The sequence below is a fragment of the Bacillus solitudinis genome (assembly GCF_002797395.1).
GTDB lineage: Bacteria > Bacillota > Bacilli > Bacillales > Bacillaceae_D > Halalkalibacter_A > Halalkalibacter_A solitudinis.
The window spans coordinates 828,727-843,140 of the sequence record NZ_KZ454943.1 but is presented as its reverse complement, the minus strand read 5'-3'; the positions used below and the strand labels follow the sequence as shown (position 1 = coordinate 843,140).

General features: G+C 38.1%; 16 protein-coding genes. 8 read left to right on the top strand and 8 right to left on the bottom strand.

Annotated elements, in window-relative coordinates:
* Positions 1 to 41 precede the first annotated feature (41 nt).
* The 4 genes from CEF19_RS23055 to CEF19_RS04215 all read right to left on the bottom strand — a co-directional run bounded on the left by CEF19_RS23055 (position 42) and on the right by CEF19_RS04215 (position 5,381).
* Positions 42 to 209, bottom strand: a complete 168-nt coding sequence (locus CEF19_RS23055) for a hypothetical protein (RefSeq protein WP_157800877.1) — start codon at positions 207 to 209, stop codon at positions 42 to 44.
* Positions 210 to 213: 4 nt separating this feature from the next.
* The gene (locus CEF19_RS04225) at positions 214 to 3,219 is read right to left on the bottom strand and encodes a DEAD/DEAH box helicase (RefSeq protein WP_100404922.1); all 3,006 of its coding nucleotides are present in this window, start codon (positions 3,217 to 3,219) and stop codon (positions 214 to 216) included.
* Entirely contained in the window at positions 3,209 to 4,471 is a 1,263-nt protein-coding gene (locus tag CEF19_RS04220; RefSeq protein ID WP_100404921.1) for a hypothetical protein, read from the bottom strand. Before CEF19_RS04220 ends, CEF19_RS04225 begins: the two co-directional genes overlap by 11 nt.
* A gap of 142 nt (positions 4,472 to 4,613) precedes the next feature.
* Positions 4,614 to 5,381: a helix-turn-helix domain-containing protein gene (locus CEF19_RS04215; RefSeq protein ID WP_100404920.1), complete on the bottom strand. Its 768-nt coding sequence runs from the start codon at positions 5,379 to 5,381 to the stop codon at positions 4,614 to 4,616.
* 135 nt (positions 5,382 to 5,516) lie between these two features.
* Between CEF19_RS04215 and CEF19_RS04210 the strand changes: the two genes are divergently transcribed.
* The 5 genes from CEF19_RS04210 to CEF19_RS04190 are packed head-to-tail and all read left to right on the top strand — an operon-like array spanning position 5,517 to position 9,745.
* Entirely contained in the window at positions 5,517 to 6,590 is a 1,074-nt protein-coding gene (locus CEF19_RS04210) for a Gfo/Idh/MocA family protein (protein WP_100404919.1), read from the top strand.
* 14 nt (positions 6,591 to 6,604) lie between these two features.
* Positions 6,605 to 7,573: a sugar phosphate isomerase/epimerase family protein gene (locus CEF19_RS04205; protein ID WP_100404918.1), complete on the top strand. Its 969-nt coding sequence runs from the start codon at positions 6,605 to 6,607 to the stop codon at positions 7,571 to 7,573.
* 59 nt (positions 7,574 to 7,632) lie between these two features.
* A complete protein-coding gene (locus CEF19_RS04200) occupies positions 7,633 to 8,658 on the top strand; it encodes a Gfo/Idh/MocA family protein (protein ID WP_100404917.1) in 1,026 nt (341 codons plus the stop codon).
* A 21-nt stretch (positions 8,659 to 8,679) separates the two neighbouring features.
* Positions 8,680 to 9,429 (top strand): sugar phosphate isomerase/epimerase family protein, encoded by a 750-nt coding sequence (locus CEF19_RS04195; protein ID WP_100404916.1) that lies wholly within the window; start codon positions 8,680 to 8,682, stop codon positions 9,427 to 9,429.
* A 4-nt stretch (positions 9,430 to 9,433) separates the two neighbouring features.
* Complete coding sequence (locus CEF19_RS04190; protein ID WP_227521910.1) at positions 9,434 to 9,745, top strand: Dabb family protein; 312 nt, start codon at positions 9,434 to 9,436, stop codon at positions 9,743 to 9,745.
* A 51-nt stretch (positions 9,746 to 9,796) separates the two neighbouring features.
* On the opposite strand, the gene CEF19_RS04185 is transcribed toward CEF19_RS04190, so the two are convergent.
* Entirely contained in the window at positions 9,797 to 10,204 is a 408-nt protein-coding gene (locus CEF19_RS04185) for an SET domain-containing protein (RefSeq protein WP_100404915.1), read from the bottom strand.
* A gap of 300 nt (positions 10,205 to 10,504) precedes the next feature.
* Positions 10,505 to 10,711 carry a heavy-metal-associated domain-containing protein gene (locus tag CEF19_RS04180; protein ID WP_100404914.1) on the bottom strand — a complete coding sequence of 69 codons (207 nt, stop codon included), beginning with the start codon at positions 10,709 to 10,711 and terminating at the stop codon, positions 10,505 to 10,507.
* A gap of 196 nt (positions 10,712 to 10,907) precedes the next feature.
* Here CEF19_RS04180 and CEF19_RS04175 point away from each other — a divergent pair, with 196 nt between their 5' ends.
* A complete protein-coding gene (locus CEF19_RS04175; protein ID WP_100404913.1) occupies positions 10,908 to 11,168 on the top strand; it encodes a hypothetical protein in 261 nt (86 codons plus the stop codon).
* 128 nt (positions 11,169 to 11,296) lie between these two features.
* On the opposite strand, the gene CEF19_RS04170 is transcribed toward CEF19_RS04175, so the two are convergent.
* A complete protein-coding gene (locus tag CEF19_RS04170) occupies positions 11,297 to 11,482 on the bottom strand; it encodes a hypothetical protein (protein WP_100404912.1) in 186 nt (61 codons plus the stop codon).
* Positions 11,483 to 11,823: 341 nt separating this feature from the next.
* Between CEF19_RS04170 and modA the strand changes: the two genes are divergently transcribed.
* Positions 11,824 to 12,579, top strand: a complete 756-nt coding sequence (gene modA / locus CEF19_RS04165) for a molybdate ABC transporter substrate-binding protein (protein ID WP_100404911.1) — start codon at positions 11,824 to 11,826, stop codon at positions 12,577 to 12,579.
* The gene (gene modB / locus CEF19_RS04160; protein WP_100404910.1) at positions 12,579 to 13,232 is read left to right on the top strand and encodes a molybdate ABC transporter permease subunit; all 654 of its coding nucleotides are present in this window, start codon (positions 12,579 to 12,581) and stop codon (positions 13,230 to 13,232) included. Before modA ends, modB begins: the two co-directional genes overlap by 1 nt.
* Before the next feature lie 68 nt (positions 13,233 to 13,300).
* Here modB and CEF19_RS04155 read toward each other — a convergent pair whose 3' ends face one another.
* Positions 13,301 to 14,407, bottom strand: a complete 1,107-nt coding sequence (locus CEF19_RS04155; protein ID WP_100404909.1) for a Gfo/Idh/MocA family protein — start codon at positions 14,405 to 14,407, stop codon at positions 13,301 to 13,303.
* Positions 14,408 to 14,414: the final 7 nt, after the last annotated feature.

The following is a 14,414-nucleotide window of genomic DNA, read 5'->3' as shown; positions in this document are numbered from 1 at the left end:
TAAAGAGGGTAGCCTAAAATCACTTTTAGGCTACCTTCTCTTTAGTTCCCCCACAATTTTTGAGCTGCTTCTTCTATCGTTTTACGTAAATCAATCCACAATTCATCTTGCCCTTCGCTTTTAGAATGGATAGTGCCCTCTTTCATTTTAGAATGAAGCTGTTTTCCGTTCCAATACGTTTGAAATGGTTCAGGTAATTTATTACTCATAATTTCATTCCTTTATGTTGTGGTTGGTTAAACGGATTAATTCGTAAATCTCATCATTAGACAACTCTGTTACTCGTTGTTCCCCAGCCGCAAGGATTTGATCAGCTAGTGCCTGTTTTTGAGTCAGCATTCTGTCAATGCGTTCTTCAAGTGTACCAGTAGTCATCAATTTATGTACAGTGACATCTTGTGTTTGCCCTATTCGGAATGCACGGTCAGTTGCTTGGTTCTCAACTGCGGGATTCCACCAACGGTCATAATGAATGACATGATTTGCAGCAGTTAGGTTTAACCCAACTCCACCTGCTTTTAGAGAAAGAACAAACACAGGGATTTCCCGATTGTCTTGAAAAGTTCTAATTGCTTCTTGTCTTTTAGCTCTCGTTAAACTACCGTGTAAAAATGGAATCGTTTGGTTAAATCGTTTTTCTAATGCTGTGGTGATAAGCGAACCCATTTCTTTGTACTGTGTAAAGACGAGTACCTTTTCACTTTTACGGTAGATTTCATCTGTTAACGAAAGAAGAGCGTCCCATTTTTCCGACTGATGTCCATCAATGTTGCGGTCCTTAAGGAAGTGGGCAGGGTGGTTACAAATTTGTTTGAGTTTTGTCAAACTTCTTAAAATTAGTGCGCGACGCTCAAACTGAGAGACTTGGTCTAGTTGAGAGAGTACATCATCAACAACAGCTTGATAAAGAGCAGCTTGCTCAACAGATAAAGGAACTTTGTGTACCGTTTCTCTTTTTTCTGGTAAGCCTAAATTAAGTGATTCATCCGACTTTTTTCGTCTTAGAATGAAAGGATGAATCAATTGCTGAAGCTGACTCAAACGTAATGAATCTTGGTCACGTTCTATTGAACGAATAAATTGATCTTGAAAATGACGGAAGGATCCGAGATATCTTGGATTTAACACGTCCATTAATGACCATAATTCCTTTAGTTTGTTTTCAATCGGTGTGCCTGTTAATGCGATACGATGTATGGCCTGAATTCGCTTAATGGCTCGTCGTTGCATTGTTTCGATATTTTTAATATGTTGGGCCTCATCAAGAATTAACCCATTCCAAATTCTCTCCGCAAAGAAAGCTTCATCACGAACAGCAAGTTGATACGAAGTTAATACAAGGTCCCATTTAGATAATTCAGTTTCATCAAAATCCTGTATTCTTGTCTGGCCATGATGCACGAACACACGTAAATGAGGAGCAAAAACTTCGCATTCCTGAAGCCAATTGTAAAGAAGTGAAGTAGGACATATAAGTAAGAATGGTTGTTTTTTTTCCTTTGCCTTACGTTGCTCTTCTAAAACATAAAGAATATACACGATCGTTTGAACGGATTTACCTAGACCCATGTCATCGGCTAAACAACCACCAAAACCTGTTCTTCTTAACTGAGCAAGCCAAGAAACACCTTCATGTTGATAAGCTCGTAGTTCACCTTTAAAATCTTTTGGCAAAGTGATAAGAGGAACGGATTGACTATAAATAGACTCGAGAGAGCGAGCAAGTTCCTGCCCCCAGTTTACATCCCATGAAATGTCTAATGAATCTTCCTTCTCATCACTTTGTTGCTGCTCCAGTTTCCATGCTTCTAAATAAGATGACCCGTTATCAACTTTGTCTAAGTACGAACGCAATTGCTTAGCAAGTGTAGGGTCCCACGCAATCCATTGACCATTTGCATAAATAAATGGACGTTGTCCGTCAACATAGCTTGCAAACTCTTCTGAGGACAACGTGGTGTCTCCAATTGCTACTTTATAGGTGAATGATGCAAGGCTTTGCCAATCTAGTAAGGGCTCACTAAACCCAGAGGGTGTCTGGTGATTTGCAATATTTAATTCGATTCGCACCCGCTTCTTTTCATGAAGCCACTTAGGTACGATTAAATGAAAGCCTATTTCCTTTAATGCTTGGTCATATGCTGTAAAGAGTTCATATGCTTTTTCAGCCTCTAAAAATATTACAGGTGAAGATAAGCTTAAGCCAGAAAGAATAGGTATTCGCTCTTTTGCTTTTTGGACATCTACCTTTAATTGACCAATCGGATTACTCCGCCAAGGATGTTCACCCCGTTCTAAATCAACCATTTCAACAATTTGTGAGGGGATTTTGCGGTCGATTACGCAAAGCGTTAGTCGCCAACGGCCATCCATAGAATCAGGTTCATGTAGGGCAAGACCCGATATGAAAGGCTCCAAAGAGATGGTACCTAATTGTTGGTGGAAGGATTGTGAAGGCATAGGTGTCTCTATACTATCATCCTTACTTAACTTTCTAATGATCGGCTTTATTGAGGAATCGACAGACCGCTCCCACACGCTATATGAGTTTCGGACAGTATCTTTTGAAAGAAGATGACGAATAGCAGCATCTGCAATATGTTGAACTGTTCGTTGGAAACGTTCTTCTGGAGATTCAACCGTTTTGTTTGATTGTATATAGGAAGTATTCTCTCGTAAAGCAAAGCTCGAATCAGGCAAGGCATGATTCCATTGTTCCCAAGGAACAGAAGAAAGCTTCCATTCACCTGTTGGTGCAGGTAAGAAACGTCCAGATTGAATTTCATTAAACGTTGCCTCGATAACCTTTAGCCAATATGCCAAATCCTCAGCTATATAAATGTCGGACTCCTTCTGCCACGTTTGTAAAGTCCACCATTGCTTTACCAATTCATCTGCCGTTAAGATAATCCCCTCTATTGGAAAAGAGTAGTGTGTCATATGTTCCTCAGCTTGATAGACCGTTACAGATCCAGCAGGTGATTGAAATGAGCGTCTTTCTAACGGTACATCTAAAACAGCTTTTTCAATTTCAACAAAGGTTCCAAAAAAGGTTTCAGCATCATGACGAAATAAAGCTAATTTTAATTCAAACGGTGAATAGAGAAACGGATATTGAAAATTAACAATTTGATCAAATCTTGACCGAGGAGATTTTTCTGCCCAAATAAAGAAATGGTCGTTAAGCCATCCCCCATGTACGATGATACTAGCTTTCAATGGTTTTCAACTCCTCCACAAAGGCACGATACGTACGGTATGTTTTTTTCATTCTTTTCACATAGTCTAGGAAACGTACCGATTCATTTGAAGATGCGTAAAGCTTGCTTAACATTTTAATGAAGATAACAGCCTGTTCATAATGAGCCCTTGACTTTTTTTCAACTAAGCGAACAACAAACTGATGATAAATAGGTTTAATGAGAAGGGGGCGATTCTCGTATAAAGCCTCTAATAATTTAATTTTTTCTGGTCTTAAACGTAGCGGATCCCGTTCATGTAATAGGAAATAACGACTGGCATCGTCAAAGCGTTTATATTCAAGAAGTAACTTCATATAAGTTGTAATTGTTTCGACCTGATGAAAACGATCCTGCATTTTAGGTAACAGATCCTCAAGCAATAAATCTTTTTCTTCTATACTTAAGTGACGAGTCAAAGATTGAAAGCGATGATAACTAGGGGCAAGTAACCAACGATTCCAAACGTGGGTTAATTCCCTCGGATCCTTGTGCAAAGATGCTTTCATTTCATCAGCGAGTGGTTGAAGGGATCCATATGGACCATTCGGTCTTTGTAGAAATAAAGTAGAGAACCAGTGTCGCATTGATTCCCAGCGTTCGTGTTTTTTTAGGCATTGAAAGTGAAGTGTAACTTCCTGCTCAGTGACTGGCAAAATACTGAGTTCAAGAAGTTTTAGGGCTTCTTTTTCTTTGCCGACAAGAAGAGCGATATAACTGTATGTTAGTGAGACATCGCGACTTGCTTCTTGGTTCGAGAGGGAATCCTGTAAAAAATAATACGTAGGTTCAAGATGTTCAATTGGCATGCGAGTTAACATACGCTTTAGAACCATAGACCAAGGAGCTCTCGATTCGTTCATGTCGTATACAAAATGAAATAGTATTTGCTCTAAAAAAGCTCGGTATGTAACTCGTTCAACTTTAGATAGAAGATTGATTATTTCATCTGCAATAGAAGTAAAGAAATGTCGGAATCTCCTTTCATATTCTTCATATGTTGAACAACTTAGAGAAAGAAATGATACACCTTTCATATAAGTGAGATAAAAGTAGAGTGGGTCAAGGTTTGGATGGTCATTTAATCGCTTTGAAGCCTCCATCGAAACTTCTTCAAGTTGACTAGAAGTAAAATATCGTGATGCAACGATTTTCTTATATGTCTTTATAACATTATGTTCAAGCTCACTGTATAAATTGTGTTCATCGAAATTTATCGGTGTTTGATTCACGTCTAATCACCTCGTATGATCTAAAAACTCCATTCTATCATTGTATCGTTTACTGCAAGAGAAAGAAAGCAATCAGCTAAAGAAAAGAAAGGATAAAGCAGTGCATGGACGAAATTTACTTCTCTACAAAAGAAAGCTATTTTCATTCGCGACGTCTGTAGACACCAGGAGATATGCCATATTTTTTTTTGAATACTTTATGAAAATAGGGATATGTACCAAACCCACATTCTTCGGCTATTTGATCAAGTGTCATCGTTGTGTAGGTCATTCGATCCAAGGCAGCAGAAATCCTAATTTCTTGTGCATACTCAATCATTGTTTTTCCTACACAACTTTTAAATAAATGGACGGAGCGAGAAACACTGAGTCCCACGGAATTTGCAACATCATCAACTTTAAATGCAAGAGTTGCGTGTTCTTCAATATAACGCATCATGCGTGTTACAACATAAGGCCTTGTAAATGCAGGCGCTGTTTCGTTCACAACCCGTTCAAGTATTAAACAGAGAGCCTGAAGAAGATAACGCGACAGTTCTTTATTTCCTTCAGAAGAAGGTCTTCGTTCCTCAATAGTGAGATGCCTCCACAAGGCAAGTAGTTTTTCATCCAAGTCAATACGTGAGAGCGTAGGTTTAGATGATCGTGACCACCATTTTTTAATCCAATCTCCTTCACAAAATAAATGATAATCTCCACTATTCTGATCAGCTTCAATACTTATTTCATAATAGTCACCTGGCTTAATCAAGAGAAGATCACCTTTTTCAATGTTCATTTTTTTGGAGTTGACAATGATGCTGCAAGTTCCCTCTGTTTGAAGTCGAAACAGGTAGCCTGGAAATCCAGATTTATAAGAAGAATGGTAGCGTTGGGTGTGAAAGGAATAACCACAAAAGCCAATATTCATGTTAAGTTCTCCTTTTAAAAATAAATAAATAGCAAAATAGTCTATGTTTTAATTATATCATCTATATTTATTTTAAGGTATCTCGCATAAGATTGAATCAAATAGGCAATGTCATGAAATAAGAGGAGATTAATTATGACTTTGAAAGTAGGTATCGTAGGCTGTGGAAATATTAGCAATATTTATCTGAAAAATAGCTATCGTTTCCCGGAATTTGACATCATTGCTTGTGCTGATTTAAATATAGAAAAAGCGCAAGCAACTGCAGTGGAATTTAACATCAAACATTTAAGTGTTGATGAATTAATGGCATCACCAGACATTGATATCATTTTAAATTTAACCGTGCCTCAAGCTCATAAGGAAGTTACTTTGCAAGCGATTACAAACAAAAAACATATTTATTCCGAAAAGCCTTTAGCCACAACATTTTCTGATGGAAATAAGATTATAGATGCTGCCCGAGAACAACATGTTATTCTCGGTTCGGCACCCGATACATTTTTAGGAGGAAGCATTCAGCTTGCAGGCGAACTTATTGAGGATGGCGCAATTGGTAAAGTTATTGGAGCGACTGCATTTATGATGGCAAGAGGTCCAGAGTCATGGCACCCGAATCCAGCATTTTTCTACCAAGCTGGTGGAGGACCAATGTTTGATATGGGACCATATTATTTGACAGCTTTAGTTAGCTTACTAGGTCCTCTCAATCGAATTACAGGGTCAACCCAGTTATCCTTTCCTGAGCGTAAAATTACAAGCCCAGATAAATATGGGGAGAAAATAACGGTCCAGGTTCCAACTCATGTCACAGGGATTTTAGACTTTGAAGCAGGTGCAACAGCAACAATTATTACGAGTTTTGATGTCTTTGCATCGCGAACACCATTTATTGAAATTTACGGGGAAGAAGGCACGATTAGCTTACCTGACCCTAATCATTTTAATCATTCGCTCTTAGTCAAGCAATTTGATGAAGTGGACTGGAAAGAAATGAAACCCAAAGGAGAAGTTGAAGAAAATTTACGAGGTATTGGTCTAGCTGATATGGCAAGTGCAGTTGAGTCAGGAAGAATGCCAAGAGCGAACGGGGATATGGCTCTTCATGTGCTTGAAGCTATGCATGGTATTCATGAGTCTTCTACTTCAGGGCGTCATTATCAAATGAAAAGTAAATGCAAAAAACCAATTCTACTTAAATATTTATAAGGATGTGACAATAAATGAAATTAGGAGTTTTCACCGTATTATTTGCTGAAAAATCTTTTGAGGAAATGCTTGACCATGTGAGGGCTGCAGGACTAGACGCAGTTGAAATAGGAACAGGGTGTTACCCGGGTAATGTCCATTGTCCTTTAGATGAACTACTAGAGGATGAACAAAAAAGAAAACAGTATTTAGAAGCTATTACATCACGTGGGTTAACAATTAGTGCTTTTAGCTGCCATGGCAATCCGATTACTCCAGATAAAGTTTTTGCAGAAGAATCGGATTCAGTATTACGAAAAACAATTAAGCTAGCTTCTTTACTTGATGTACCAGTGGTAAATACATTTTCTGGAACAGCGGGAGACAGTGATGAAGCAAAACAACCCAATTGGCCAGTCGTCCCTTGGCCAGCTGAATATGGTGATGTGTTGGCTTGGCAATGGGAACAAAAGTTAATTCCCTATTGGAAAGAAATTGGGGAACTTGCACAACAGCATAATGTAAAAATTGGGCTCGAACTTCACGGAGGATTTCTCGTCCACACTCCGTACACGATGTTGAAACTTCGTGAGGCAACATGTGATGCGATTGGCGCAAATTTAGATCCCAGTCATATGTGGTGGCAAGGCATCGATCCAGTCGCTGCGATTAAAATTCTTGGTAAAGCAGGTGCTATCCATCATTTCCATGCCAAAGATACATATATTGACCAAGATAATGTAAATATGTATGGCTTAACGGATATGCAGCCTTATGGAAACCTCCAAACTCGGGCTTGGACATTCCGAAGCGTTGGGTGCGGACATAGTTTGCAGGAATGGTCGGATATGATGAGTGCACTCCGTTTGTACAATTATGATTACGTTGTCAGCATTGAACATGAAGATGCAATGATGTCGATTGACGAAGGATTTTCTCGTGCTGTCAAAAATTTAAATGATGTCTTAATCCGCCAATCTGCGGGTGAGATGTGGTGGGCTTAATCTCTAAAGTAAAGCATTAAATTTCTAAAAATTGAGTAGATAATCGAGGAGGAAACAGCATGTCAAAAATTAAAGTAGCTGTTATTGGCTGTGGTAGTATCGCAAAATATCGTCATATCCCGGAATATGTAGCAAATCCGAATGTGGAATTGGTAGCTTTCTGTGATTTTAATAAGGAACTTGCAGATGAATATGCAACGAAGTTTGAGGCGAAATCATATACAAGTTATGAAGAGCTTTTGGCCTACGAGAATATTGATGCGGTTAGTGTTTGTACACAAAACGCCGATCATGCAAAAGTTGCAATTGCAGCTGCAAATGCTGGAGCTCATGTTTTATGTGAAAAGCCTATGGCAACGTCGCTTGATGAAGCAAAAGCTATGATTGAAGCTGCAGCAGAAAATAACGTCTTTCTGATGATTGGTCACAATCAACGGTTAATGCCACCACATGTAAAAGCAAAGGAAATATTGCAATCAGGTAAACTTGGGAAAATTTTAACATTTAAAACAACATTTGGTCACGGGGGACCTGAAAGATGGAGCATCCAAGGAAAAGATAGCTGGTTTTTCAAAAAAGATAAAGCGATCGTAGGGGCCATGGGTGATTTAGGGGTCCACAAAACTGATTTAATTCGTTGGTTATTTGATGAAGAAATTGTAGAAGTTGGTGCATTTGTTGAAACTCTCCATAAGCATGGAGATGTTGATGATAATGCAACGTGTATTTTACGAATGGAAAATGGTGCAATTGGGACAATGGCTGCAAGCTGGACATATTACAAAGGCGAAGATAACACAACGGCCATCTATGCTGAAAATGGTGTTTTAGAAATAAAAGATAGTCCAGATGTTCAAGTCGTTGTGAAATTAAGAGACGGAACAGTTGAGCAGTACAAAGTGGGAGCAATTGCAACGAACGATGAAGGGGGCCAGGGGACAAGTGGAGTGATTGATGAATTTATTCAAGCGCTTGTTACAAACACACCTCCTAGCATTTCTGGTGAAGAAGGAATGAAATCTTTACACGTCGTGCTTGCGGCATTAGAATCGGCAGAAAAGAAAACATTTATTTCGTTAAAATAACAATCAAAGGGAGTGCTTTCTATGGTAGCTCTACCATTAGGAATTCAGCTATATACGTTACGTCATGAAACGGAAAAGGATTTCGTTGGAACCTTAAAGAAAGTAAAAGATATTGGCTATGAGGGGGTTGAATTTGCTGGATTTGGTAATCTTCAAGCTGATGAGATGAAGCAAGTTCTTGATGATCTTGGTCTTAAGGGGATTTCAAGTCATGTCCAGCTAGACCAATTAAAAGACAACTTAGAAGATGTGATTGCCTATCATAAAACCGTTGGAATTGATACGATTGTTTGTCCTTTTATTCCGGAGGATTATTGGGCGGCGAAGGAGAGCTATTTGAAGCTAGCAGAGTTATTTAATAAAGTTGGTGAAACATGTCAAAAATCTGGTATGCAATTCTGTTATCATCATCACGCATTTGAGTTTGATACATTTGACGGAGAATATGCGCTCGATATTTTATTAAATCATACGAAGCCGGATCTTGTTCAATTAGAATGTGACATTTATTGGGTTGAATATGCAGGGCTTGTTCCGACTGATTATATGAAGAAGTATTCAGGACGCTGCCCTCTTGTTCATTTGAAGGACATGAAATTAGAGCCAGAAAAAACATTCGCTGAAGTTGGTACGGGTGTTATTGATATTAATGCTGTCATTCAGACAGCTGTAGAAATTGGTACAAAGTGGCTTATCGTCGAGCAGGATCAATGCGAAGGATCGGCAATTGAAAGCGTACAATTTAGCTACAATAATCTGATGAAAGGGTGAGACCTTGAAAGAGCACCGAATTAAGCATATGGCTGTCTTTTCATTAAAGTATTCGCCAACTGCAGAGGAAACGAAGGCCTTTTTAAAAGATGGGGAACGAATTTTAACTGGGATTCCAGGGGTTGAACATTTTGAGGTACTTCGCCAAATAAGCATGAAAACAGATTTTGATTTTGGTTTCTCGATGGAACTCAACTGTCAAGAGGCATATAATAGCTATAATGAACATCCGAGTCATCAAGCGTTCGTAGAAGAACGTTGGAAAACGGAAGTGGAAAAGTTTCAAGAATTAGATTTTATCCAAGTAAACCGTTAGGAATTATCTCCTAACGGTTTTTTTTAGAGGGTAAGAAGAGGCTATTAGCTATTATGTGGTTTCGTCTTTATTTGTATCGTTTTTATCTTGCAAAAACCATAAAGGATCTTGATTGTCTACCTCTCCGTTATAGTTAATTAATACTTCATCTCCTGCCTTTATATCTGTGTACGCGTAATATTCAAATATATGCTTTTCGAAGTTAATATCGTAGGTTGCATTTGGCGTATAGGAATGATTAAAGAGCATCCCGTAACCAAGTACAATCGCGCTATGATTTTTCCCATACTCATAAACGTAATCAGCTAGGGCTGTTTCCTCAATTAAAACATGTTCTTCATTTGGGTAAGGGATAACGTGAGCTTCATGGAGAAGCTCGCCTTTTTTAATGTCTCTCGTTGCGAATACACCTCTATTAAATTCTCCATCAGTAAGAGAAGATGTCTTTATTTCTATCATGACTTGTCACCTTCACATTCTCTAGTATTAAGACTTCTTATTTTTACATCTTGCCAGTTGCTACGAACGAAATCAACCTATTTATATAATTACTTCCTCAAATCCGGTAGCTGATGAGTTATAGAAATAGAAGAAAGGGGATATAACTGCACAGAGAAAAAGCAAAGCAATCGTATTTTGCTGCTTCGCTTCTATCTATTAGGTTTAATCTAAGTATAAATTTTTTTGAAGGGATTCAGGGTGAGTAATGGTTCTGCAATTTCTAAGAAAAGGCTACTAGACAGCTTTTTTAGGGAAGTACTAGTGAAGGTGTAAGCCATGTTGCTGGATTTTTTGAATAATTTTTTCCTTGGCTATTTCATTTTCATTATAGTCAATTGTTACCTCTCCATTTTTTATATCAACTAGTGCTCTTTCAATGCCCTCCATAGACATAAGTGTCACTTCTAAAGTTTGAATAGGTTCCTCTCTCGTTGCCTCTTTGATTTGAATCCTCACATTTTCCATTTAACTCTCCTTTCTATTCCTATTTTTCATTCTTATGTATTCCCCCTGAAGAGAAAAGTATGTGAATAATATGAACTATTTAAAATTCATCTGATGAGTAAGTTCTAATGTATGGCTGATTAATTGATTAAAACTTTATAAAAAGAGGTATAAATAGAAAGAGGATACTTGTCAGAAAGTAAATCGGAGGCATACCATGCAAATTATAAAGGGGCATCAACCTGGAGATTTGGTGATTGAAAAGGATACGATGGTCATTGGAGAAGTCCAAGGAAATATTCAAGTATTGAGTGGGGCAAAATTAACGTTAGACGCCACAGTACTAGGGGATATTCATTTAAAAAAGAATGCAATGGTACTGATTCAAAATAAACTAGAGGGTAATATATACAATAGTGGAGGAGTCATTGATTTGTTAAATGGTGAAGTCACAGGAGAAATAATAAAAAAGCTTTAACACTAAAAATATACGGTGTTTAAACAGATAGTGAAAGCCACAGGATCAAATAAATGAATCCCGTGGCTATTTGTTTCTGAAGCAGGTCCCACAAATAGTGAGAGATTACGTTTATAATGAAGAAAGTCTTACGAACGCTGAACTCCTGCGTTTGAATAGTTTTTTACCAAGTTGTGTAAATTTTTATGTGCTTCACGTAATCGTATCGTTTCATCTATGATTTGTTGGAAACCTTCTAACTCTTTATCAGAAGCATTTAACAGCGGCTTTGATATACCTTCTGCGATTTGTTGTAAAGTAAAATCTCGATTCACAAACAACGTCCACCTTTCGTTATAGTTAAAATTTTAAAAACGTAAACATAAACACCTTAGGTGCTTAGATAAACTACTCATTTGAGTTGAGTAAGAAATAGAAATAAACTCTCATTCTATCAATAAGATTATAATTTATAGCAACTACTCCTACATCTTATTTCTTTTTATTTATGAAGTATAGTAAAACCACAATCTTAACTAGAATTTAGAGAATTTCCCAAATTTATCTCTTACTTAAATAAAATAAGACCTAACTGTTAGTATAGATTATGGAGATTTATGAATGGTATAATGGTCTAACGATCAGAGTTTAAGTTATGGAAAGGTAAAGGGGTTTTATGAAGCAAAAAATTGCATTTGGTTGTATCGTACTTTTACTAATTCTCAGTAGCTGTAGGAATGTGTCTTCGGAAGAACAAACGCTTTATGTTGCTGCAGCCTCAGATTTATATCATGCATTGACTGAAATTGGTGAACATTTCACGAATGAAACAAATATCACTCTTGAATTTACGTTTGGCTCCACAGGTCAATTAACTCAACAAATTCAAGAAGGAGCTCCTTTTGATTTATTTTTAGCCGCGCATGAATCATACATTGATCGCTTAATTGATGAAGAGATGGTTTTTGAGAGCTCTAAACAATATTATGCAATTGGGAGACTCGTCATGATGCATGCAGGTAATGAGGAAATGAATTTGGGTAAAGAGTTCCTAGCAAGTGAGCTAGTAAAAACGATTACGATTGCCCACCCTGAACATGCCCCGTACGGAAAAGCTGCAAAAGAGACATTGGAGTCATGGGGAGTATGGGAAGCTATTGACACAAAAGTAGTCTATGCAGAAAATATTAGACAAGCCTATCAATATGTTGAATCAGGAAATGCTGATGTAGGGATGGTTGCCCTTGCCTTAATGACAGAAACGGAATCTCATTATCAATTAGTTGACAAAGATCTGCATCAACCGCTTCTTCAAGCATTAGGTATACCTGTTCAAACAAAGAATAAAGAGCTTAGTCAGCAGTTTACGGATTTTATTTTGAGTGAACAAGGTCAACTTATCCTAAAAAAATATGGGTTTGATTTGCCATAATGGAAACGATTATTACGCCGTTACTCTTATCCTTAAAAATAGCATCCATTGCGACTATATTTGCCTTTATCATCGGAATTATTTGTGCTTGGTGGTTTGCTTTTAGCAAAAGTAAGCTGACGAATATTCTTTCCATTCTTGTGACGCTGCCACTCGTTATCCCCCCAACTGTATTGGGCTATTATTTACTCTTATTGTTGGGTAGAAATAGTCTGCTTGGTAAGTGGCTAGAGGCTTTGACCGGGCAACCAATTATATTTACCTGGAAAGCTGCTGTGGTAGCTGCCTCAATTGCTGCGTTGCCATTGTTGATAAGGCCGATACAGGCTTCCTTTGAATCAATTGATCCAGAGATTATAGGTGCGGCAGAAGTAGACGGAGCTACTAAGATGCAGAGTCTAATTTATATCATTACGCCACTAGCTTATAAAGGGGTATTAGCAGGAGTGGTCTTGGGCTTTGCGCGAGCGATGGGGGAATTCGGGGCAACATTAATGATTGCTGGTAATATCCCAGGTAAAACGCAAACTCTTTCAATTGCAATTTATGACGCCGTACAAGCTAATCGAATGATCGATGCACATCTCATGGTCATTATTTTAAGCGGTACGACAATTTTATTTCTTATAATGATTCATAAATGGTTTAAATAATCGTTATTGTATGAAGGGTTCTTTCTAAAAGGTATAAAAAGCAGCCGTATTTCTGGCTGCTTTTTACGTTAACGCTTCAATGGTGAAAATTGAAAATTTATTGGGAGTGGATCAGGTTTTTCACAAGTGCTTTCCATGTTGTAATATGTGGCTGTATCTGATGCATCATGGAAACCGTGCATTGCCTCTAAAACATGGTATGTGAGTTGACCACTCGCACGATGTGGGAAGCCTTGTTGAATAGCTGAAGCCATATCTGCAACGCCTAGACCACGGCTGTTATTTTCGTATCCGTGCGTTAATGGTACTTCGGTAAACTCCTTTTCATCTCGTTTTCTAATTTTAACAGGTCCCCCGAAGGTATTTGGATCTGGAACTAATAATGTTCCTTCACTTCCGTATACCTCAATCGGTGGAAGGCTGGATCCACCAAATGCATCAAAGCTTGTAACAATCGTCCCAATTGCACCTGAAGTAAAGTCTATAGTTCCTGAAATGTGAGTCGGTGTAGCAACAGTGAGTTTTGTTCCTGCTTTAGGTTCACTTACAATTGTTCTTTCTGGATAGCTAATACGAGCAGAGCCCGAGAGGCGGGTAATAGGGCCAAGTAACGCGATGAGAGCAGTTAAATAGTAGGGACCCATATCGTACATTGGTCCACCGCCTTCATCGTAATAAAAGGCTGGGTCTGGATGCCAGTGTTCGTGACCACGACCAATCATAAATGCAGAGGCTCCAATAGGTGTTCCGATTTCTCCTTTTTCAATGAGGTGAATAGCTGTTTGAATTCCAGCTCCTAAGAAAGTATCTGGAGCACCACCTACTAGTAATCCTTTTTCTTTGGCCATAGCTAAAATTTGAGCCCCATCTTCACGTGATACCGCGAGGGGCTTTTCGACATATACATGTTTTCCTGATTCAAGAGCTTGAAGACACACGTTAGCATGTGCACGAGGAATGGTTAAATTAATGATTAGGTCTATTTCTGGGTCAGCTAATAGCTCTTGAACAGAAAAGGCTTTTTGAATACCAAATTTTTCAGCTTGTAACTTTGCTCGTTCAATGTCTAAGTCTGCACAAGCGGATAGCTTCATATGTTCAAACATAGAAGCGTTTTTTAAATAGATAGAGCTAATATTACCACAACCGATGATTCCAACATTTATCTTTTTCATTTTTTTA